Genomic DNA, 21634 nt, shown 5'->3' with positions numbered 1-21634 from the left:
TGTTGCTTGAAATGCGGCGGGGAAGCTCAGTGCTTCTCCGCCGCTTTCGTGTAGATTTCCGCCAGCGCTGCTGCATTGGCGTCCCAGCTGAACCGTTCTGCATTTGCGGCAACATCAGCTTGACCGGGTGGATTGGCGAGCAACTCTGCCACCCCCTGCGCAATGGCTTCGGGCGTGCGCGCCACGATGCGGCCCGCGCTGTCATCCTGCACCACCTCACGCGCGCCGCCCACATCGGGGATAACTACCGGCGTTCCGCAGGCCAAAGCCTCGATCCATGCGTTGGCCAGCCCTTCACGCTCCGATGGCAGCACCATCGCATCGGCTGCACACAACAGATGCGGCAGCATGTCATGTTCCACGCTCCCAAGAAACTGCACCCGCGCGTCAAGGCCAAGCTGGCTCACCAGCTTTCGCAGCACGGGTTCATCCGCTCCGGTCCCGGCAATTGCCAACTGCACGTCGTCGGGCAGCAGCGCCAGTGCGCGGATCGCCAACGCCTGTCCCTTGATTGCCAGCAGCGCGCCAACGCAAAGCAGCAGCCGCCCTTCGGACCAGACCTGCATGGCCGGAATGGCCGAGATCAGTTGCCTTGCCGCTTCGCGCTCCAGCGGCTGAAAGCGTGCGCGGTCCAGCCCGGTGTAATGAACGGAAATCCGCGTCTCGGGCATGCCCATCGCCACCATATCGCGGGCGAGAGCGCACGAGACCGAAAGCAGAGCCGAGGCCTGTTCTGCCGCCGCCAGCATCTGCCGCCGCGCCAGCGCCTTTTCGCCCCACAAATGAATGTCTGATCCGCGCGCCTTTATCGCCAGCGGCAGGCCCAGTGCTCGCGCCACTTTCGCAGCGGCTGGCCCATCTGGATAGAAGAACTGTGCATCGACCATGTCGAACGGTGTTTCCGCATGGAGCTTGCGCGCCAGCGGCAACACGGCGCTGGCAATCAGGAACGGATTGATCGGCCCCGAGACTCCGGGCACCAACATAAAGCGCGGGTGATGGACGGTCACCTCGCCTTGCTGCGCTACCTCCGGAATCTGCTCCAGCGCGGCGTAGCGCTGCATCGGCACAGGCGGCTTGCCGATGGGATTGACCACCGTCACCTCCCAATCGCCGCGCGCCGCCAGAGCCTCCATCTGGCGCGAAACAAAGCGGCCGAAACCGGCGCGGCCCGGCGCCGGGTACAGCGTCGAGATTGAAAGCAGGCGCTTCAAGTTCAGAGCTTGCGCACAAGCATTTCGGCAAGGCCGAGCCAGACCGGACGATCAATCACCACCTGCCGCTGGCCGGGGCCGGGTGGCAAAATGGCCACGCGCCCATCGCGCTGGTCGATCAACCGACCAAAGGCAAAGCGTCCGCCGGGGCGGGGGGCCAGCACATCGCGGTTGAACGCGCGCGCAAAGTCCTCTGGCTCGATCTGCCGCAGCCACACCTGATCGCCAGCGCGGTATTCGCCCGCGCTATCGTCCACTGCCATCGCCATCAGCCGGGCCGATCCATCAAGCGTCACCGGCAGGATCGCATCCATCGGCTTGGCCAAAGCCTCTGCGCCTTGTGCGCCAAACCGGGCTACCAGTCGCGCCGGGCTTTCCTCGTCAGCCTTGACCAGCAATTGCGGATCGACACCCAGCGCCGCCCCGATGCGGTTCATCCACGTCAGCGACAGGCTGCGCATGCCGGTTTCAAGCCGCCCGATGGTCTGCGCCGTGGTCGGCGGATCGCAGCGCGCCGCCACATCGGCCAGCGTCATGCCTTTTTGCCGACGGATATCGCGAATTCGATTGATCATGCGTCAGTCATCTCTCGAGCCTGTTTAACCGCTACGGTGTTTTTTCGCTTTCCTACAAAGCCGGGGGCAAGGCAAGTGCTTTGCTTGTTCCACCCATGTTCCCAGCAGGAGACAGTCCTTGGCCCGCATGCTCGCAACCCGTGAATTGACCCCGGAAGGCCCGCGGCGCAGCGCCGATTGTGGCCCAAGCGCCCGCTCCGTCACCGTCAACCTCTCCGAATCGCCACTCACCTGGCTCCACGCACGCGGCCACCTGACCGACCGTCAGTTCGATGCCGGAGAGCGCCTTCGCGCCGACTACGAACGCGGGCAACTCGCGCCTTCCGTCACTATGCGCTGGGACGCCGTGCGGATCAGCAGCACCGGTGATCGCGGCCTGAATGCAAGCGAGCGCCAGATTGCCGCGCGCCAGCGCTTCGATGCCGCCGTTGCCGATGCGGGCAAAGGTCTGTCCGACATCCTGTGGCGCGTTGTCTGTGCGGGCGAGGGGCTTCCGGCCGCGGAAAAGGTGCTAGATTGGCCTGCACGCAGTGGCAAGCTGGTGCTGCGCATCGCGCTGGACCGGGTGGCCGATCATTATCGCATGCCCTGACCGAAGGTATCTTTTGCAACAAAAGGGCTTTGAACGCGTCTCCGGCTGTGGCACCGCTCCGCAACTTTCTGATTCCCGGAGAAGATGTTCATGACTGTCCGCTTCAGCCGCCGTTCCTTTGTTGCCTCGGCCAGCGCCGCTTCCGCGCTGGCCTTCAGCCCGCGCTTCGCCTTTGCCGCCGCCACCGGAGAGGACGCGCGGCTGGACGCGCTGTTTACCCGCATATTCAACGATCAGATGATGCTGGCTCCGACATACGCAACGTCGCTCGGGCTGGACAAGGGGGCGATGGCTGGCCTGCGTTCGAAGCTGGGTGACAACAGCGCAGCGGGCCGCACGGCCGCCATCGCGCAGACCCGTGGCGCTCTGTCAGACCTCGCCAAGATTGACGGCGAGGCGCTGTCGGCCCCGATGAAGGTCAATCTCGACGTCGTGCGCTATCAGCTTGAGCGCCGCCTTGATGGTCCGCGCGTCGGCGTAGACAGCCCGCAATCGCCCTATCGTATCACACAGCGCTCCTGCGCCGCTTTCAGTGTGCCCGACTTTCTCGATTCCACGCATCCGATGGAGAGTGCCGAGGACGCTGAGGCCTATCTCGCTCGTCTTGCGGGCCTGCGCACCCAGATCGACAACGACATCACCGAACAGCGCGAACAGGCTGCGCGCGGCCTGATCGCTCCGGCATGGTCACTCGATCTTGCATTGATGCAATTGCGCAAGCTGCGCGCACCTGCGCCGGGCGAATCGTCGATGGTCCAATCCATCGTTCGCCGCACCGCGAAGAAGGGCATTGCCGGCAACTGGCAGCCCCGCGCCGAAGCCATCGTGCGCGATGCGATCTACCCCGCCATCGACCGCCAGATCGCGCTGCTCGAACAGCTCAAGCCCACCAGTGCTGCCGGTGACGGCGCATGGCGCATCCCGCGCGGTGACGAGATCTATGCTGCTGCGCTGATGCAGGCGACCACCACCAACTACACCCCCGATGAAGTCCACAAGATCGGCCTTGAACAGGTGGCCGACCTCACCGCCCAACTTGATGTCGTGCTCAAGGCCGCAGGCTATACCAAGGGCACCGTGGGCGAACGGCTGGCCGCGCTCAACACCCTGCCCGAACAGCTCTATGCCGCCACGCCCGAGGGCAAAGCCGAACTGATCGCAAGCCTGAATGCGGGCGTGCAGAAGATGAACGCCTTGCTGCCCAAGGCCTTCGCCACGCTGCCCGACCAGCCGCTAGACATTCGCGCCGTGCCGGTGGAAATTCAGGACGGTGCCGCCAACGGCTATTACTATTCGGCGTCGCTCGATGGCAGCCGCCCGGCGATCTACTGGATCAACCTCAAGGAAGTGTCCGACTGGCCGAAATACACGCTGCCGTCGCTGACCTACCACGAAGGCACACCCGGCCATCACCTGCAGATCAGCCTTGCGCAGAAGTCTGAAAGCATCCCGCTGATCCGCAAGACGGGCGGCTTTTCGGCCTATTCCGAAGGCTGGGCGCTCTATTCCGAACAGGTGGCCGACGAACTTGGCGCCTATGACGGCATCGAAAAGGCGGGCTACCTGCAGTCCTTCCTGTTCCGCGCCACCCGCCTCGTGGTCGACACGGGCCTGCACACCAAGCGCTGGAGCCGCGAAAAGGCGACCGACTACATGGTCGCCACCACCGGCTTCACCCGCCCCCGCACGCTGCGCGAAGTGGAGCGGTATTGCACCAGCATCGGGCAGGCCTGCAGCTACAAGATCGGCCACATCGCCTGGCTGCGCGCGCGTGAAAAGGCGCAGAAGGCATTGGGTGACAAGTTCGACATCAAGCAGTTCCATGAGGTGCTGCTGGAAGGCGCGATGCCGCTGTCGATTTTGGAAAAGCGGATCGAGGAGCGGACGGCTGCTGCGCTGAAGGCGTAACCTCGCCACCTGAAACTTGCGCTAAAAACCGCGCGCCCCCGCGAAGGCGGGGGCCTCAGGGTTCTAACGCAACATCAGCGTAAACGGCCTGAGGCCCCCGCCTGCGCGGGGGTGCGAAGCGTTTTGTTGAGAACCTACCCCTCAACCATCTCCGCCAGTTCCAGCCAGCGCTCTTCCGCTGCGTCCTTCTCGGCCCGCACCTTTTCAAGCGCCGCCATCAGGGCATCGAACTTCTTCGGATCCTTGGCATACAAATCCGGGTCGGCCAACTGCGCCTCACCCCGCGCAATCTGCGCGTCCAGTTCCTCGATGCGCTTGGGCAACAGCTCATAATCACGCTGGTCTTTATACGATAGCTTGCCCTTCTTCGCTGGCAGCGGGGGAGGGGGCGCAGCCGCCGCAGCCTTGTCGCCGCCCGCCTTCGCCACCGGCTTGCCCGCCGCGCGGGCTTTGCGCATCTTCTCCCAGTCGGCATAGCCGCCCGCCACGATGTCCACGCGGCCTGATCCATCCATGCCCAGCGTGATCGTCACCGTCTTGTCCAGAAAGTCACGGTCGTGGCTGACGATCAGCACGGTGCCATCATAGTCCGAAATCACTTCCTGCAGCAGGTCGAGCGTTTCGAGATCAAGGTCGTTGGTCGGCTCGTCCAACACCAGCAGATTGGAAAACCGCGCAAACTCGCGCGCCAGCAGCAGGCGTGATCGCTCCCCGCCCGAAAGCGTGCCCACGCGCGCTTCAACGAGGTTCGGGTCGAACAGGAAGTCCTTGAGATAGCCGTGGATATGCTTGCGCACCCCCCGCACGTCGATCCAGTCGCTGCCATCGGCCAGCACATCACGCACGCGCTTTTCGGGCGACATCAGGCTGCGCTGCTGGTCAATGAACACGGCTTCCAGCGTATTGGCCAGCGTAATTTTGCCGCTGTCCGGCTCCAGTTCGCCGGTCAGCAGCTTCAGCAGTGTGGTCTTGCCCGCACCGTTTGATCCCACCACACCGATGCGGTCCTTGCGCGTGATGCGCAGGGTGAAGTCCTTCACGATCGCCCGCTCACCAAAAGCCTTGTTCACATGATCGGCAACGATCACCGCCTTGCTCTTGGCATCGTCGCTGGACAGCGCCAGCTTGGCCGTGCCCTGCGGCGTGAGCATCGCGGCGCGCTGTTCGCGCATTTCATAGAGCTTTTCCAGCCGCCCCATGTTGCGCTTGCGCCGCGCGGTGACGCCGCGTTCCAGCCAGTGCGCCTCGATCTTCAGCTTTGCATCCAGCTTGTCCGCCGCGCGCGCTTCCTCGGCATAGGCCTGTTCCATCCACGCTTCGTATCCGCCAAAGCCGATCTCCTTGCGGCGCAGCGATCCGCGATCCAGCCACAGCGTTGCCTTGGTCAGCCGTTCCAGGAACGTGCGGTCATGGCTGATCACCACAAACGCCCCGCGATAGCGGGTCAGCCAGTCTTCCAGCCAATCGATGGCCGCCAGATCAAGATGGTTGGTCGGCTCGTCCAGCAGCAGCAGGTCCGGCTCGCTCGCCAGCGCCCGCGCCAGCGCCGCCCGCCGCCGCTCACCCCCGCTGGCGCTGTCCGCCTTGCGCGAAAGATCGATGCCAAGCTGGCCCGCGATCGCCTCAACCTCATGCTGCGGCGGCGCATCCTTGCCCGAAAGCGCAAAGTCCATAAGCGTGTCGTAACCGGTGAAGAACGGGTCTTGCTCCAGCGTCACGATCTTCGTGCCCGGCTGGATCGAACGCGTGCCCTTGTCGGCATCCACTTGCCCGCCCAGCAGTTTGAGCAGCGTCGTTTTCCCAGCACCATTGCGCCCGATCAGCGCGAGCCTGTCGCGCTGCTGGATATGGATGTCGAGGTCCTGAAAGAGCCAACCATTGCCCTGGATCAGGCCAAGGCCTTCCCAGCTGAGTATCGGTGCCGCCATGCCGCGCGCTTACCCGCACCGTTGCGCTTTCGCAACGCCTCTGCGCAATTGACACCGGTTGCGGCCACCCTTTGCGCATTCACCGCTTGTTCAAAGGCTGCGCGGTAGGCATTCCCCCATCATGAACCGACTGACTGCCCTCATTGCTGCCACGCTCGCCGTTCTGCCTGCTGCATCACCTGCACAGCAACAGCGCCCCAGTGAACAGAACGAGGCCCGCCGCGATTTGCGCGCAGGCAACGTGCGCTCGCTGCGCGATATCGAACGCCGCGTGCTGCCGACCAAGCCCGGAATGCAATACCTCGGCCCGGAATACGATCCCTCGGCGATGGTCTACCGCCTGAAATTCATCCGCGATGGCCGCGTGGTGTTCGTCGATGTGGATGCGCGCACGGGGCAGGTGATGGGCGAAAGCCGCTAACGCAAAGTCCACCACATTACCCGTCACCCCGGGCTTGACCCGGGGTCCCGCTATTTTTTGGGCACCGCGCAAAACCTGAAGGAAAACAGAAAGCGGGATCCCGGATCAAGTCCGGGATGACGAACGTGGAGGACCTGTCAGTTTGAGGCAACGGCCAGCCTCACCCCAACCATTCGCCGGTGATCTCGCCCCGATGCCCCTCCGGCGCCAGCGCCGCTCGCAGCGCTTCGAGCATAGGCGGCAGGTCTTGCGTAAAGGCATAGGGCGGATTCACGAAAAACAGCCCCGCGCCGTTATAGATGCCGGGCTGATAGCTGTCATAGAGCCAGTGCTCCACGTTCAGTATCTTCGCAATGCCCAGCCGGCATAGCTGCTCCTTCCAACGCACATGCGTGTGGCGGTCTTTCAGCGGATACCAGATCACCGTCACGCCATGCGCCCATTTGCGGTGCGCGGCGGCAAGCGTGGCCACGATCCGGGCGCGTTCGTCGGTCTGCTCATAGGGCGGGTCAACCACCACCACACCGCGCGGAGTCCGGGTCGGCAGCAGCGCCAGCCACAGTTCATAGGCGTCCCGCTCATGCACCGCAGCAGCCGTCCCGCGCATCGCACCGCGCAAGGCATAGGCGTCCTCGGGATGCTTCTCGTTCAGGACCAGCACATCCTGCGCCCGCAAAAGCTGCGCCAGAAAGCGCGGCGATCCGGGATAGAGCCGCAGTTCCTCCCCCGCATTCACCGCCCGCACGGCGGCGCGATAGTCGTCGAGCAAGGGGTTGGCATCGGCAAAAGCCCGCACCACCCCCTGCGCCGCCTCACCCGTGCGCCCGGCCTCCTCGCCATGAAGATCATAGAGTCCGCACCCGGCATGCGTATCAATCAGCGTCAGCGCGCTGTCTTTAAGCTGCAAGGCCCGCACGAGCGCGATCAGCAGACTGTGCTTCACCACATCGGCGCTGTTGCCCGCATGGAAGGAATGGCGATAATTCATTGTGATCCAGATTTGATGACGCTCTGCCGTTGCAGGATTTGCCGGGCGCGGAAGCAGAGCGCGAGTCGTTAGAGGTAGCCAATCCGGTGCCCGTATCGTGTCAGGCAGGCACCTTCAAAGCACTTCTGCAGGCGGCCTCAACGTCGCGTAGGCAAGCAACCATGCTGTATGGGTTCACGGCATGTCATCGAACCGCAAACCTTGCGAAGCCTAAGGCTTCTCTGCCTTGGCCCAGCAATTCTGCGAGGGCATGGTCAATTAGTCTATATTCTTGATTAAAGGCTTCCCATATGTCGTCGAATGTTATGGCTTCAATGTCTCGGTCAAGTTTGTGTAACAAGGTATGTGTCTGCTTGGGCAGGATTAAGCTTGCAACCGACAATGCTTCTTCAAATTTACGTTTGGCGGCTTTGTAGCGTTCCTTGTGCATTTTCTTATATTCGTCGGTGTAATTTGTGTACTGTTCGGCCTCATCGGCCCATTTTCCGACAATTAAGCGCATCTCTCCAAGAGAAGCTAAAACCTCAGCATATGCCGTAAGTTGACGCTCCCAAATTTTTTCTTCTTTATAACGAGATAGTGCCTACTTAACTGCGAGACGGGCTACAAGTATTGCACCGACTGCCTGCAGCCCTAACTTGACTAATTCAAAAATAATTAGCTCACGAGACATTTTACATTGCCTTTCCTCATGTGGGCCAATCTACAGCTTTTAGTCTAACTCTTGAAACGTAGGTAGGTCGGTTAGTCAGGCTTAGGATCAAAGCAACCGAAGCGCTTGAAAAAGATCCCTTGGCATCAACTTCAACATTTTCGTAAGGCATTGCTCTAAACGACAATTCTAAGCTCAAGCTTTTGATATCGCTATCGTTAAAGCTGGGATGCACATTGTGAGCAAACTTGTTTCTGATGCGCCTAAGGAGATCGCACTCACGACGTTCACGTTCACTTATCAGCCCCAGCGCAGCCGCTAAAGCGATCTTGGCAGAAAGTGAGCCAATTGGCGCATTAAAACCATTCAATATTTGCTCTTTCGGCTTACCTTCAATCAAGAAGGCTTGAATGATTTTAAGAAGGCGCGTTTCAATAAAGCTTGCCGCGACGAGAACAGCGCCCCGCGGACTTTCGCTATTCAATACGTCGAGGAATGGAATAAACTCTGCAAGGTGCGGATGTGTTTTGAGGAGGTCTTCATTACGGACCTTAATCCAGTTGCCTCTCTGGTCTTGTGTCATGGCCGAAGTGTGGAGGTATCTGGAGAAATTCGCAACCAAATACCAAGGTTGCGCTGATCTTGCCCAGGCATGGCGTATCATACACGAGATTGGGGTGGTTCACCTAGTGTACACAATGAGATGGCTGTCGCTCACCCGCGCCCCTGAACCAACCCCATCACCCCCGTTCCTTGACCGTTCAGGTTTCCCGCCCCATCTACACCTCCAACTGACCGCGCCGCATACGCGCGCAACAAGGGGCAAGTGATGCGCATTCTGATCGTCGAGGACGAACCCACTCTCGGCAAGCAGCTCAAGAACACGCTCGAACAGAACGGCTATGCCGTCGATCTGTCGGTCGATGGTGAAGACGGGCACTTCATGGGCTCCACCGAGGAATATGACGCGGTCGTGCTCGATCTCGGCCTGCCCGAGATTGACGGCCTGACCGTGCTGGGCATGTGGCGCAAGGAGGGGCGCAAGTTCCCCGTTCTCGTGCTCACCGCGCGCGATTCATGGTCGGACAAGGTGGCGGGCCTTGATGCCGGGGCCGATGATTACCTTGCCAAGCCGTTCCAGACCGAAGAACTGATCGCCCGCCTGCGCGCGCTGATCCGCCGTGCTTCGGGCAATTCCTCGTCCGAACTGACCGCAGGCGACGTGCGGCTGGATACCCGTTCGGGCCGCGTTACGCTGAATGGCGAGCCGGTGAAGCTGACCGCTCAGGAATACAAGCTCCTGTCCTATCTGCTCCACCACAAGGGCAAGGTCGTCAGCCGCACCGAACTGATCGAACACATCTACGATCAGGATTTTGACCGCGATTCGAACACGATCGAAGTCTTCGTCACACGCATCCGCAAGAAGCTCGGCCCCGATGTGATCACCACGATCCGTGGTCTTGGCTACAGCCTCGACGATCCGGCTGGCCCCGGTCGCGGCTGATCGGCTGCCGCCTTTGCACGCCAGCGTCGCACACCCACCCCCAACCCCTCCCGCTTGCGGGAGGGGAGATAAGCTGGCAACCCCTCCCGCTTGCGGGAGGGGAGCGAGACTTGCTGAGCGCCAAGCGAAGTTAGTCGCAGCGGGGTGGGCTTCCCCACCTCTCCGGCAACGGACAACCTGTGCCCACGCCACGGCCTGAACCCGCCCAGCAACCGCAGCCAGCGCCGCACACCGGTTCGCTGGCGCGGCGCATGCTGCTCATCGCGGCGGGCTGGATCACCGTGCTGCTGCTCGGCGGAGGCCTCGCGCTCGATCAGACGCTGACCGGGTTGATTACCCGCAATTTTGACGAGCAACTGGAATACATGCTCACCGCGATGGTCGCCTCGGCCGAGGTCGATCCTGACGGTGAGATCTATTTCAACCGCCCCTTGGGCGACCAGCGCTTCCTTGAACCCAACAGCGGCCTGTACTGGCAGATTTCGGGGCAGGGGCACGATGATTTCCCCTCGCGCTCGCTGTGGGACCGCACGCTGCAGACCACGCTCGATCAAAACCACGTCGAGCCGTTCATCGAAGACAGTGACCAGTTCGATGGCGAGCGCCTGCGCCTGATCAAACGCTCGGTCATCCTGCCCGGCAGCAATACGTTGTGGGAATTCCAGATCGGCGCCAGTCGCGGCGAAATCGACGCGCAGATTCGCCGCATCCGCTCGATCCTGATCTGGTCGTTCCTCGCACTGGGGGCAGGGCTGGTCGGCATGGCGGGCCTGCAGACCTACTACGGCCTCGGCCCCTTGCGCCGCGTGCGCCGCGCCATCGCGCGCATGCGGGAGGGCGAGGCAAGCCGCGTCACCGACCCACTGCCGCTGGAAGTGCAGCCGCTGGTGACCGAACTCAACGCCCTGCTCGAACATTCGGAACGGCAGGCCGAAGAGGCGCGCACCCACGCGGGCAACCTTGCTCACGCGCTGAAAACACCGCTGACAGTGGTGATGAACGCCGCCACCGCCAAGGCCGATGATCTGGCCGACACGGTGATCCGCGAAGCCGCCGTCATGCGCCGCCAGGTCGATCACCACCTCGCCCGCGCCCGCGCCGTGGGCCGCCGCGCCGTCGGCCTGTCGCGCGCGCAAGTGTGGGAAAGCGCGCAGGCGGTGGAGCGCGCGGTCGTGCGGCTCTATCCCAATGTCCGCTTGGACATGGACGGAAGCCGCACCGCCGAAGTCTCGATAGAGCGGCAGGACTTGGACGAAATCCTCGGCAACCTCATTGAAAACGCGGCCAAATACGGCGGCGGTTCGGTCTTTATCACGATCGATGCTGCGCCCACCGACCCCAAGTTCTGCGAAATCTGGGTGGAAGACGATGGCATGGGCATCCCCGAAGAAGCCCGAACCCGCATCTTCGATCGCGGCGCACGGCTCGACACCGGCAAACCCGGCACCGGCCTCGGCCTCGCCATCGTGCGCGATGTGGCCGAGATCTACGGCGGTAGCGTCGACCTGAAGGAAAGCGAGGACTTGGGAGGCTTGCTCTCAGTCCTCAGGCTGCCAAGGTCGGCGACAACGGGGAAGTAACGTCAGGCGCGCGGGTGGGCGTTGCGGTAAACGTCGAGCAGCGTAGCCGCATCGACTTGCGTATAAATCTGCGTCGATGACAGGCTGGCGTGCCCCAGCAGTTCCTGCAGACTGCGCAAATCCGCGCCCGCGCCCAGCAGGTGCGTGGCGAAGGAATGCCGCAGCGCGTGGGGCGTGGCGGTGGCGGGCAGGCCCAGCACGACGCGCGCCCGCGCTACGGCGCGTTGGACCATGCCTTGCGCCAAAGGGCCACCTTTTGCGCCGCGAAACAAGGGCTTGGTCTTCTCCAGCGGCCACGGACACTGGCGCACGTAATCCTCCACGCCTTCACGCACGATGGGCAGAAGCGGCACTACGCGCTGCCGCCCGCCCTTGCCGATGATCACCACGCTTTCGCCCAGCGGCAGGACCGAAGCTGGCAAGGCCAGCGCCTCGGCAATGCGCATTCCCGCACCATACAGGAGCAACAATACCGCCCGGTCACGCGCCGCAATCCACGGCACGCTGGCATCGTCGGCCACGGTTTCTGCAAGGTTTACAGCCTCATCCGGCGTGATCGGGCGGGGAAGGCCCTTTTTCACACGTGGGCCGCGCAGGCGCGGGCGGCTGGCATCCAGATCGCCCGCCTGCTCCTTGGCAAAGGCAATGAACGTCTTCAGCGCCGACAATTCCCGCGCCGCCGAAACATTCCCAAGCCCATCAGCGCGCCGCTCAGCCAGATGGGTGCGCAAGGTGGCAGCGTCGATCTGCGCCACTCTTGCCCAATCCAACTCGCCGTCCAGCGCGTGAAGGATTCGGGCAGCGGTGGCGGCGTAGGCGCGGACGGTGTGGGGGGAGCGGCGGCGGGAGAGGGCGAGGTGGGCGTTGTAGACCTCGAGGATTTCGGCCGCCGTCATGCACTCACCAGTTGGTGCGAAACGATGTCACCCAGCAGCGCTTCAAGCAGCGGTGCACCCTTTTCAGTGACGGTTAGGTGCATCTTGGTGCACTTCAGAAACCCCATTGTTCCGAGCCGTTCGCAGGCCTTGCGGTCGATCATCGCGTCTTGGGAAAGGCCGAAGCGCGCGGCAAGGGCAGGGGGGGAGATGCCCTCGGTCAGCCGCAAACCCATCAGCAAAGCCTCGGTCGCCTGCTCCTTTACGGGAAGCAAGCGTTCCTCCGAAATGCCATGTCCTTGCTCGGCCACCGCGCGCAGGAAGTTCTCGGGCTTCTTGTGCCGCACCGTTGCTGCACCCAGCCTGCGCCCATGCGCGCCGGGGCCGATGCCGATGTAATCCTGATAGCGCCAGTAGATCAGATTGTGGCGGCTTTCCTCGCCGGGGCGGGCGTGATTGCTTGTTTCGTAGGCGGGCAAACCGGCGGCGGCGGTCAGTTCGCGGGTGAGCGCGAAGAGGTCTGCGCCGGCATCGTCGTCAAGCGGGGTCAACTTGCCTTCGCGAACGAGCGTGGCGAAGCGGGTGCCGGGTTCGATGGTCAATTGGTAGAGCGAAAGGTGCCCGGTTCCGAAACCTAAAGCGCGCTTCAGTTCAGCTTCCCACTGCTCCGCCGACTGCTCCGGGCGGGCATAGATCAGGTCGAAGCTGACACGCGCGTAAGTTTTCTGCGCAAGTTCCAGCGCGGCAAGGCTTTCGCTGACGTCATGGAGGCGGCCGAGGAATTTCAATGTCTTGTCGTCAAGCGCCTGCAGCCCGAGCGAGACGCGGTTGATCCCGGCAGAGGCCAGCGCGGTGAAATTCGCGGCTTCGACGGAGCTGGGATTGGCCTCAAGCGTTATCTCGATACCCGGCGCAAAGCCCCACAGCGCCTCGGCCTCGCGCAGCAGCGCTTCGACGAGCGCGGGGGGCATGAGCGAGGGCGTGCCGCCGCCGAAGAAGATTGAAGTGAGGGGGCGGCCCGGTGTCAATCGTGCTTCATGGCGCATGTCGGCGAGGAGCGCGGCGGTCCACGCTGCGACATCGGTCCGCTCGCGCACGTGGCTGTTGAAGTCGCAATAGGGGCACTTTGCGAGGCAGAACGGCCAGTGGATGTAGAGGGCTAGGGGTTGCATCGGTTGTCCTCTAGCACCGATCTGCTCCCCCGCGAAGGCGGGGGCCTCAGGCGGTTTACGCTGAGGTTCGGTAAAGGGCCTGAGGCCCCCGCCTTCGCGGGGGAGCGGCGGCTTGGGATTTTGGGGTTAGGCGAACTGGTCCGCTACCAGCTTGGCAAAGGCGTCGGCGCGGTGGCTGATGGCGTGTTTTTCGGCAGGGTCGAGTTCCGCAAATGTGCGCGTATCGCCGACCGGGACGAACACCGGATCGTAACCGAAGCCCAACTTGCCGCGTGGGGGCCACGTCAGCGTGCCGGGTGCGCGGCCTTCGTAGACGGCGTGTTCCCCATTGGGCCATGCGATGGCTAGAACGCAGGCGAAGTGGCAGTTGCGTGGGGTATCGGGGCCGAGTTCGGCGAGTTTGCCTTCGACTTTGCCCATTGCCATGTACCAGTCGCGGCGGGGGCCACCTTCGAACACGTCGGCCTCGGCCCAGTCGGCGGTGTAGACGCCGGGCGCTCCGCCCAACGCTTCGACGCAGAGACCGGAATCGTCCGCCAAGGCCGGGATTTGCGCGGCTTGGGCGGCGGCTTGGGCTTTGATCAGCGCGTTTTCGATGAAGGTCGTGCCCGTTTCGGCAGGCTCAGGCAGGCCGAGTGCGCCCGCTGACAGGCATTCGATGCCATAGGGGGCGAGGAGGGCCTGGATTTCCTTGAGCTTTCCGGCGTTGTGCGTGGCGATCACGAGTTTGCCGGTGCTGAGGCGGGGCATGGTTGGTCCTTTGCCCACCCATTTTCGTCATTCCCGCGCAGGCGGGAATCCAGTCGGGCGTGGCGTATGCTGGATTCCCGCCTGCGCGGGAATGACGAGGAAGGGGGTAACCGAAGTTTCGCTGGGTTGAGGGAGGCCCCCGCTTTCGCGGGGGCGCACAACCTCCATCTTATCCGCGAACGGCCTTTTCCTGCGCGGCGAAGATTTCGTTGCAGCCGATGCGGGCGAGGCGCAGGAGGCGCAGGAGGCCTTCTTCGTCGTAGGTCGCGCCTTCGGCGGTGGCCTGCGCTTCGGCGATCTTGCCGCCTTCGATCAGCACGAAGTTGGCGTCGGCGTCAGCCGAGGAGTCCTCGATGTAATCAAGGTCAAGCACCGGCTGGCCGTTGACGATGCCGCAGGAGATGGCCGCGACCTTTTCGGTCAGCGGGTCTTCCTTGATCGCGCCGCTGGCCAGCAAGCCTTGCACGGCAAGCCGCAGGGCGACCCATGCGCCCGAGATCGAGGCGGTGCGGGTGCCACCGTCGGCCTGGATCACGTCGCAATCCAAAGTGATCTGGCGTTCGCCCAGCTTCTTCATGTCGGTGACCGAGCGCAACGAGCGGCCGATCAGGCGCTGGATTTCCTGCGTGCGGCCCGATTGCTTGCCCTTGGCCGCTTCACGGCTGCCGCGCGTGTGGGTGGCGCGGGGGAGCATCGAGTATTCGGCGGTGACCCAGCCTTCGCCCTTGCCGCGCAGGAATGGCGGCACGCGCTCTTCTATGGAGGCGGTGACGAGCACCTTGGTATCGCCAAAGCCGATCAGGACGGAGCCTTCGGCATGTTTGGTGAAGCCGGTTTCAATGGTGATGGGGCGCATTTCATCGGGCGCACGGCCGGAAGGTCTCATGGAATTTCCCTCGCAAGTTTGATTGGCCTCTGGCGCATTGCCCTTGAGCCTGCAAGAGCAGTAAATAGAATGGTGATGATGAGTGGCCCAACCCTGACCGACCTGACCGACCGCGCGCGGGAGATTTTCCGTCTTGTGGTGGAGGGTTATATTGCCAGCGGGCAGCCGATGGGGTCGAAAGCGCTGGCAGGGCCGGGGGGCGTGAATCTTTCGCCTGCATCGATACGGTCGGTCTTGCAGGAATTGCAGGACGCCGGGCTGTTGGCCGCACCACATACCAGCGCGGGGCGGATGCCGACCGATGTGGGCCTGCGGCTGTTTGTTGACGGGATCATGCAGGTGGCCGAACCTTCTGCGGCAGACCGTGCGCAGATTGAGCGTGGGTTGGCGCAGGGCGGAACCATCGAGAACGCTTTGGCGGCGGCGAGTTCGGCCTTGTCCGAACTTTCGGCGGGTGCGGCGGTGGTGATGGTGCCCAAGCGGGAGCCTCGGCTGGTGCAGATCAACTTTGTGCCATTATCGCCGGTGCGTGCGCTGGCGGTGCTGGTGAGCGAGGATGGCGGAATTGAGAATCGCGTCATCGATCTGCCCGAGCCGGTGGGGGCGAGCGCCTTGGAGCAGGCCGGGAATTACCTGACGAGCAGGCTTTATGGCCGGACTTTGGCCGAAGCGGCGAGCGTGGTGCGCGCAGAGATTGCCGGTGGGCGTTCGGCATTGGATGCTGCCAGCGCCGATCTGGTGCAGCGCGGGCTGGTGGTGTGGACGCAGGATGCGGCGGCGCGGCCGGTGCTGGTGGTGCGCGGGCAAGCCAATCTGCTGGATGAAGCGGCGCTGGGCGATATTGAACGCGTGCGTCAACTATTGGACGAACTGGAAGGGGCCGAGGCGATTGCGCGCGTGCTGGATGCCGCGCGTGAGGCGCAGGCGACACGCATTTTCATCGGTAGCGAGAACCGGCTGTTCTCGCTTTCCGGGTCATCGGTCATCGCTTCACCGTGGCGCGACAACGAAGGAAACGTGGTCGGCGTGGTGGGGGTAATCGGGCCAACGCGGTTGAATTATGCGCGCGTTGTCCCCATCGTTGATTTCACCGCCCAGACTCTGGGCAGATTCATCGGACAAGACGGGTTTTCGAGAAAATGAGCGATAACGACACGCGCCCCACGGATGCAGAAATCGAAGCGGAACTGAAGGGTGTGCCCGAAGACATGATTGATCAGCCCTCGGCCAATGATGAAGCGGCTTTGCTGCGCGAGCAGTTGGAAACGGCGAAGCAGGATGTGCTTTACGCCAAGGCCGAGACGCAGAACGTGCGCCGCCGCATGGAAAAAGACATTGCCGATGCCCGCGCCTATGCCGCGACCGGTTTTGCCCGCGACATCCTGTCGGTAGCGGACAATCTGGCGCGCGCGCTGGAGACGATCCCGGCAGAGTTGCGCGAGGACGACAAGTTCAAGAACCTTGTCGCCGGGCTTGAGGCCACGGGCCGCGAGATCGAGAAGATTTTCGGCAGCCACGGTATTTCGCGCATCGCCGCCGTTGGCCTGCCGCTCGACCCGCACCAGCATCAGGCGATGATCGAAATGCCGTCCGCCGATGCAGAGCCGGGCACGGTGCTTTCGGAAATGCAGGCTGGGTACATGATCAAGGACCGCCTGCTGCGGCCTGCGATGGTGGTGGTGGCGAAGAAGCCGGACTGACTGCGGGCGGATTTTGGTGCGTCCCCGCGAAAGCGGGGACCTCGGGCCGTTTACACAAACCTTCCGTAAAACTCCTGAGGCCCCCGCCTTCGCGGGGGCGCAGTTGTTTTAGGATTGTCGCTTGCCTGCTGCGACAAGCGGTTCGTCGTGAATTCAGGAACTTGCGGGCGTTTAGGGCGTCACATCCGTGAACAACGGAGATACCACATGCGCAAGATTATCATTGCATCGCTTATCATGGGTTCGGCGGTGACGCTGGGCGGCTGCGCTCGCAATTACACGGCAGAAGGCGGTGCATTGGGTGCCGCAGTAGGCGCAGGCATCGGCGCTGCGACAGGTGGCGATATTGCTACCGGCGCGGCCATTGGCGGCGCAGTGGGCGCAGCTGGCGGTTCGCAGATCCGCAAGCGTGACAACCGCTGCTATCGCGTGGACAATCGTGGGCGCGAATACGAAGTGCGCTGCTGATCAGCTTTTGCCGAAAGGCACCAGCGCTTCGAGTGTAGGCAATGGCGGGGCGTTCGGTGACGGATTGCCCCGTGTTGCCATAAACAAGTGGCGGACCAATTCGGCCTGCTGTTCAATGCCGTAGCGGTCAAACCGGCGGCCTTCTTCATAGGTGTAAGTATAGCGGCAGAACGGGTGTCGCATCAGCGGGAGCCACCATTTGCCGCGCTTTTGGGCCTGCCACACATGGACCATTTCGTGGATGAACAGGCCTTGTGCGCCGAAGGAGGCGCAGGCGAAATCGTCGCACCAATGCGGGCTGGCAGGGGCGAAGTGGAGGTGGCCCATCGGGGCCATGACCGTGCCGGTTGGCTGGAACGGGAACCAGCGGCGGCGGCGGATGCGCACGGGATCAGGGTTGATCGCGCTGCCGAAAACTTCTGCGACCAGCGCACGTTCTCCGCCGGTCAGCGGGCGCTCCCCACCGATGGGGCAGGAAGCGCCGGGTTCGCTCACATTTCGCTCATATCGTGGCCGGAGTGGTCCATTTCCTCACTCATGCCGCCGCCGATGGATTCGATCTTGGCGGGTGCGCTGATCTTGTCGCCATTGTCGAGCGTGAGGGTGATTTCGGTGGTGGCACCGGCCTTCAAGGTGTCGGCCACTTCGAACAGCATGACATGGAGACCGCCTGCCTTGAACTGGACGGTTTTGCCGGATTCGATCGGCACGGCCTTGACCGGCTGCATTCTCGACACGCCGTTTTCGGTCACAGTCTCGTGCATTTCTGCACGGCCAACACCCTCTACATAGGCTGCGGCGATAGCGTGCGGTTCCCCGCCGCCCTGCGTGACGGTGAAGTAGGCAACGCCGGGGCGGCCGGGCGCGGCGGGGAGGCGGATCATGGCGTCGGTGACGTTTATGCCCGGTGCGTTCTGGGGCGCGGAATCGATTGTGGCCGCAAGTGTGGGCGCGGCTTCATCGGCGGATTGACCGCACGAGGCGAGCGGAAGGGCAAGAACGGATAGACCTGCGAGAACGAGCTTGCGCATTACCTGCGACTCCTGACGTGACAATGCTGCACCGGGTAAGCATGTGCAGGGCTTGTGCCAAGCGGAACCCTACCTATATCGCCCTCAATCGAGCCGCACATGGCGGTCTGCCCGGCAGGGGGATCTCTTCTCGCGCGGTGTCTTGAATAGAAGGAACTGGGGAACTCATGGCTAAAGTTATCGGTATCGACCTTGGCACGACCAACAGCTGCGTTGCTGTGATGGACGGGGGCACGCCCAAGGTTATTGAAAACGCGGAAGGTGCGCGCACCACGCCGTCGATCGTCGCTTTTACCAAGGATGGCGAGCGTCTGATCGGCCAGCCGGCCAAGCGCCAGGCTGTCACCAACGGTGACAACACTATCTTTGCTGTCAAGCGCCTGATCGGGCGCCGTTTCGATGACCCGGTGACCAAGAAGGACACCGAACTGGTCCCCTACACCATCGTGAAGGGCAAGAACGGAGACGCATGGGTTGCCGCAGGTGGGCAGGAATATAGCCCTTCGCAGATCAGCGCATTCACGCTTCAGAAGATGAAGGAAACCGCCGAGGCTTATCTTGGCGAGACTGTGACGCAGGCCGTCATCACCGTTCCGGCATATTTCAACGACGCGCAGCGCCAGGCGACCAAGGACGCCGGGCAGATTGCTGGCCTTGAAGTGCTGCGCATCATCAACGAGCCTACGGCTGCGGCGCTGGCCTATGGTCTCGACAAGAACGACGGCAAGACGATTGCGGTCTACGACCTTGGCGGCGGCACCTTCGACATCTCCGTGCTGGAAATCGGCGACGGCGTGTTCGAAGTGAAGTCCACCAACGGCGACACGTTCCTGGGCGGTGAAGACTTTGATACGGTCGTGGTTGAGTACCTGGCCGACAAGTTCAAAGCCAAGGAAAACATGGACCTGCGCGGCGACAAGCTTGCCCTGCAGCGTCTGAAGGAAGCGGCGGAAAAGGCGAAGATCGAGCTGTCTTCGGCGCAGACCACCGAAATCAACCTGCCGTTCATCACGGCGCGCATGGAAGGTGGCAGCACCACTCCGCTGCATCTGGTTGAAACGATTACGCGTTCCGATCTGGAAAAGCTGGTTGCAGGCCTGATCCAGCGCACGCTGGAGCCTTGCAAGAAGGCACTGGCGGACGCGGGCGTGTCTGCCAAGGACATCGACGAAGTGGTGCTGGTGGGCGGCATGACCCGCATGCCCAAGGTGCGCGACGTGGTGAAGGACTTCTTCGGCAAGGAACCGCACACCGGTGTGAACCCTGACGAAGTTGTTGCGATGGGCGCTGCCATTCAGGCTGGCGTTCTTCAGGGCGACGTGAAGGACGTTCTGCTGCTCGACGTTACCCCGCTTTCGCTGGGTATCGAGACGCTGGGCGGCATCATGACCAAGATGATCGACCGCAACACCACGATCCCCACCAAGAAGAGCCAGGTCTATTCGACTGCCGAGGACAATCAGCAGGCGGTGACGATCCGGGTGTTCCAGGGCGAGCGCGAAATGGCGCAGGACAACAAGATGCTCGGCCAGTTCGATCTGGTGGGCATCCCGTCCGCACGCCGTGGTGTTCCGCAGATCGAGGTGACGTTCGACATCGACGCCAACGGCATCGTGAACGTTTCGGCCAAGGACAAGGGCACCGGCAAGGAGCAGCAGATCCGCATTCAGGCGTCTGGTGGTCTTTCGGACGCAGACATCGACCAGATGGTCCGCGATGCCGAGAAGTTTGCCGATGAGGACAAGAAGCGCCGTGCAGAGGCCGAGGCGAAGAACAACGCCGAAAGCCTGATCCACGCGACCGAGCGCCAGCTTGAAGAGAATGGCGACAAGGTTGACGCTGCACTGAAGGCTGAAATCGAGGCTGCCATTGCCGAAGCCAAGACGGCGGTTGAAAGCGGTAATGTCGAAGACATGACTGCGAAGACTCAGGCGCTGACCGACAAGGCCATGAAGATGGGCCAGGCGATCTACGAGAAGGAGCAGGCCGCTGCTGCTTCGCCTGACGCCGAAGCTCCGAAAGCTGACGACGATGTGGTCGACGCCGAGTTTTCGGAAGTCGACGACAACAAGTGATGTTGCGATGAAACCGGCCCGCCGCTTGCGTGAATGCGCTGGCGGCGGGTCTTCGCGTTAGGGAAGCGCAATGTCGGCCGAAATCGATTTCTACGAATTGCTCGAAGTTGAGCGGACCGCGGACGAGAAAGTCCTTAAGTCTGCATACCGCAAACTCGCCATGAAGTTCCATCCGGACAAGAATCCGGGCTGTGCGGACAGCGAAGCGAAGTTCAAGCAGATCAACGAGGCCTATGCGTGCCTGTCAGACCCGCAGAAGCGGGCGGCCTATGACCGCTATGGCCATGCCGCCTTCCAGCAGGGCGGCGGTGGCAACCCGGGCGGCTTTGGCGGCGGCGGGGATTTTGGCGATATCGGCGATATCTTCGAGACGATTTTCGGCGGCGCATTTGGTGGCGGCGGTGGCCGTCAGCAGGCGCGGCGCGGGGCGGACCTGCGCTATGACATGGAAATCACGCTGGAAGATGCGTTCCACGGCAAAGAGACCGAGATTGCCGTTGAGGTTTCGCAGAAGTGCGATCCTTGCGGTGGTTCTGGTGCAACGCCGGGCACTTCGGCGCGGCGCTGCAACTTGTGCAAGGGCCACGGAAAAGTCCGCGCGCAGCAGGGCTTCTTCATGGTGGAGCGGGCCTGCCCGACCTGTCATGGCCGGGGCGAAGTGATTGAATCTCCGTGCAAGCACTGCCGGGGCGAAGGCCGGGTTGATGCTGAGCAACGGTTGCAGGTGAACATTCCGGCGGGTGTCGATAACGGCACACGCATCCGGCTGGCGGGCAAGGGTGAGGCAGGGCCGTTTGGCGCGCCGGCAGGCGACCTTTACCTGTTCCTGCATATCCAGCGGCATTCGGTGTTTGAACGCGAAGGCACGACATTGCTGACGCGCTGCCCGATCAGCTTTACGACAGCATCGCTGGGTGGAGAGATCGAAATTCCGGGGATGGACGGCAACGTCCACGTGATCGAGATTCCCGCAGGCATCCAGTCGGGCAAGCAGTTGCGCAAGCGTGGTGCGGGCATGCCGGTGCTGCAAGGGCGTGGGATTGGCGATCTGGTGGTGGAAATCCACGTGGAGACGCCGACCAAGCTTTCAGCGCGGCAGAAGGAACTGCTGCGTGAGTTTCAGGCGACCGAGACGGGCGATGAGTCGCCGCAGTCGAAGGGCTTCTTTGACCGGATCAAGGATGCCTGGACGGATCTGACGGAGTAGCTGACGGCAGCTCTGCGCCCCCGCGAAGGCGGGGGCCTCAGGGGTGTTACGGAACGGCAGCTTAAACGGCCTGAGGCCCCCACCTTCGCGGGGGAGCGCTTTTAG

At 62.7% G+C, this 21634-nt stretch carries 22 protein-coding genes; 10 read left to right on the top strand and 12 right to left on the bottom strand.

From position 1 onward, the window contains the following. Positions 1–26: 26 nt before the first annotated feature. Complete coding sequence (locus Q8R81_RS14665) at positions 27–1214, bottom strand: glycosyltransferase (RefSeq protein ID WP_305619080.1); 1188 nt, start codon at positions 1212–1214, stop codon at positions 27–29. Between the two features lie 2 nt (positions 1215–1216). Beyond that, entirely contained in the window at positions 1217–1789 is a 573-nt protein-coding gene (locus Q8R81_RS14660) for a helix-turn-helix domain-containing protein (RefSeq protein WP_305619078.1), read from the bottom strand. A gap of 118 nt (positions 1790–1907) precedes the next feature. On the opposite strand from Q8R81_RS14660, the gene Q8R81_RS14655 reads away from it, so the two are divergent. Next, the gene (locus Q8R81_RS14655) at positions 1908–2381 is read left to right on the top strand and encodes a DUF6456 domain-containing protein (protein WP_371135377.1); all 474 of its coding nucleotides are present in this window, start codon (positions 1908–1910) and stop codon (positions 2379–2381) included. A gap of 84 nt (positions 2382–2465) precedes the next feature. Then, positions 2466–4289, top strand: coding sequence for a DUF885 family protein (locus Q8R81_RS14650; RefSeq protein ID WP_305619076.1), 1824 nt, complete (start codon positions 2466–2468; stop codon positions 4287–4289). 134 nt (positions 4290–4423) lie between these two features. On the opposite strand, the gene Q8R81_RS14645 is transcribed toward Q8R81_RS14650, so the two are convergent. Beyond that, positions 4424–6217 carry an ABC-F family ATP-binding cassette domain-containing protein gene (locus Q8R81_RS14645; protein ID WP_305619074.1) on the bottom strand — a complete coding sequence of 598 codons (1794 nt, stop codon included), beginning with the start codon at positions 6215–6217 and terminating at the stop codon, positions 4424–4426. 121 nt (positions 6218–6338) lie between these two features. On the opposite strand from Q8R81_RS14645, the gene Q8R81_RS14640 reads away from it, so the two are divergent. After that, the gene (locus tag Q8R81_RS14640; protein WP_305619072.1) at positions 6339–6638 is read left to right on the top strand and encodes a PepSY domain-containing protein; all 300 of its coding nucleotides are present in this window, start codon (positions 6339–6341) and stop codon (positions 6636–6638) included. A 160-nt stretch (positions 6639–6798) separates the two neighbouring features. Here Q8R81_RS14640 and Q8R81_RS14635 read toward each other — a convergent pair whose 3' ends face one another. From Q8R81_RS14635 to Q8R81_RS14625, 3 genes are all read right to left on the bottom strand, one after another. After that, positions 6799–7626: a 23S rRNA (adenine(2030)-N(6))-methyltransferase RlmJ gene (locus Q8R81_RS14635; protein ID WP_305619070.1), complete on the bottom strand. Its 828-nt coding sequence runs from the start codon at positions 7624–7626 to the stop codon at positions 6799–6801. A 184-nt stretch (positions 7627–7810) separates the two neighbouring features. Then, positions 7811–8128 carry a hypothetical protein gene (locus tag Q8R81_RS14630; RefSeq protein ID WP_305619068.1) on the bottom strand — a complete coding sequence of 106 codons (318 nt, stop codon included), beginning with the start codon at positions 8126–8128 and terminating at the stop codon, positions 7811–7813. Between the two features lie 187 nt (positions 8129–8315). After that, positions 8316–8861 (bottom strand): hypothetical protein, encoded by a 546-nt coding sequence (locus tag Q8R81_RS14625; protein ID WP_305619066.1) that lies wholly within the window; start codon positions 8859–8861, stop codon positions 8316–8318. A gap of 246 nt (positions 8862–9107) precedes the next feature. Here Q8R81_RS14625 and Q8R81_RS14620 point away from each other — a divergent pair, with 246 nt between their 5' ends. Further along, the gene (locus tag Q8R81_RS14620) at positions 9108–9785 is read left to right on the top strand and encodes a response regulator transcription factor (protein ID WP_305619065.1); all 678 of its coding nucleotides are present in this window, start codon (positions 9108–9110) and stop codon (positions 9783–9785) included. Between the two features lie 251 nt (positions 9786–10036). Continuing rightward, positions 10037–11365: a sensor histidine kinase KdpD gene (locus tag Q8R81_RS14615; protein ID WP_305619416.1), complete on the top strand. Its 1329-nt coding sequence runs from the start codon at positions 10037–10039 to the stop codon at positions 11363–11365. 2 nt (positions 11366–11367) lie between these two features. Here the strand turns inward: Q8R81_RS14615 and Q8R81_RS14610 are convergent, their stop codons facing one another. The 4 genes from Q8R81_RS14610 to rph all read right to left on the bottom strand — a co-directional run bounded on the left by Q8R81_RS14610 (position 11368) and on the right by rph (position 15048). Then, the gene (locus Q8R81_RS14610) at positions 11368–12261 is read right to left on the bottom strand and encodes a tyrosine recombinase XerC (protein ID WP_305619063.1); all 894 of its coding nucleotides are present in this window, start codon (positions 12259–12261) and stop codon (positions 11368–11370) included. Further along, entirely contained in the window at positions 12258–13412 is a 1155-nt protein-coding gene (hemW, locus tag Q8R81_RS14605) for a radical SAM family heme chaperone HemW (protein WP_305619061.1), read from the bottom strand. The genes Q8R81_RS14610 and hemW overlap by 4 nt, the downstream gene beginning before the upstream one ends. 126 nt (positions 13413–13538) lie before the next feature. Continuing rightward, positions 13539–14162, bottom strand: a complete 624-nt coding sequence (gene rdgB, locus Q8R81_RS14600; RefSeq protein WP_305619059.1) for an RdgB/HAM1 family non-canonical purine NTP pyrophosphatase — start codon at positions 14160–14162, stop codon at positions 13539–13541. A 169-nt stretch (positions 14163–14331) separates the two neighbouring features. Then, a complete protein-coding gene (gene rph, locus Q8R81_RS14595; RefSeq protein WP_292626618.1) occupies positions 14332–15048 on the bottom strand; it encodes a ribonuclease PH in 717 nt (238 codons plus the stop codon). Between the two features lie 78 nt (positions 15049–15126). Here rph and hrcA point away from each other — a divergent pair, with 78 nt between their 5' ends. From hrcA to Q8R81_RS14580, 3 genes are all read left to right on the top strand, one after another. Further along, entirely contained in the window at positions 15127–16191 is a 1065-nt protein-coding gene (gene hrcA, locus Q8R81_RS14590; RefSeq protein WP_305619046.1) for a heat-inducible transcriptional repressor HrcA, read from the top strand. Further along, positions 16188–16748: a nucleotide exchange factor GrpE gene (locus Q8R81_RS14585; protein ID WP_305619044.1), complete on the top strand. Its 561-nt coding sequence runs from the start codon at positions 16188–16190 to the stop codon at positions 16746–16748. The genes hrcA and Q8R81_RS14585 overlap by 4 nt, the downstream gene beginning before the upstream one ends. A gap of 207 nt (positions 16749–16955) precedes the next feature. Further along, the gene (locus tag Q8R81_RS14580; RefSeq protein ID WP_292626974.1) at positions 16956–17216 is read left to right on the top strand and encodes a YMGG-like glycine zipper-containing protein; all 261 of its coding nucleotides are present in this window, start codon (positions 16956–16958) and stop codon (positions 17214–17216) included. On the opposite strand, the gene Q8R81_RS14575 is transcribed toward Q8R81_RS14580, so the two are convergent. Together Q8R81_RS14575 and Q8R81_RS14570 are read right to left on the bottom strand one after the other, a co-directional pair. Next, the gene (locus Q8R81_RS14575; protein ID WP_305619011.1) at positions 17217–17711 is read right to left on the bottom strand and encodes a vgr related protein; all 495 of its coding nucleotides are present in this window, start codon (positions 17709–17711) and stop codon (positions 17217–17219) included. After that, positions 17708–18247, bottom strand: a complete 540-nt coding sequence (locus Q8R81_RS14570) for a copper chaperone PCu(A)C (protein ID WP_305619009.1) — start codon at positions 18245–18247, stop codon at positions 17708–17710. Before Q8R81_RS14570 ends, Q8R81_RS14575 begins: the two co-directional genes overlap by 4 nt. A 167-nt stretch (positions 18248–18414) precedes the next feature. Between Q8R81_RS14570 and dnaK the strand changes: the two genes are divergently transcribed. Next, the gene (dnaK, locus tag Q8R81_RS14565) at positions 18415–20322 is read left to right on the top strand and encodes a molecular chaperone DnaK (RefSeq protein WP_305619007.1); all 1908 of its coding nucleotides are present in this window, start codon (positions 18415–18417) and stop codon (positions 20320–20322) included. A 70-nt stretch (positions 20323–20392) separates the two neighbouring features. Then, positions 20393–21529: a molecular chaperone DnaJ gene (dnaJ, locus tag Q8R81_RS14560; RefSeq protein WP_305619006.1), complete on the top strand. Its 1137-nt coding sequence runs from the start codon at positions 20393–20395 to the stop codon at positions 21527–21529. Positions 21530–21634: the final 105 nt, after the last annotated feature.

The sequence above is a fragment of the Novosphingobium sp. genome (assembly GCF_030696665.1).
Classification (GTDB): domain Bacteria; phylum Pseudomonadota; class Alphaproteobacteria; order Sphingomonadales; family Sphingomonadaceae; genus Novosphingobium.
This window is presented reverse-complemented; position numbering and strand designations above follow the sequence as displayed.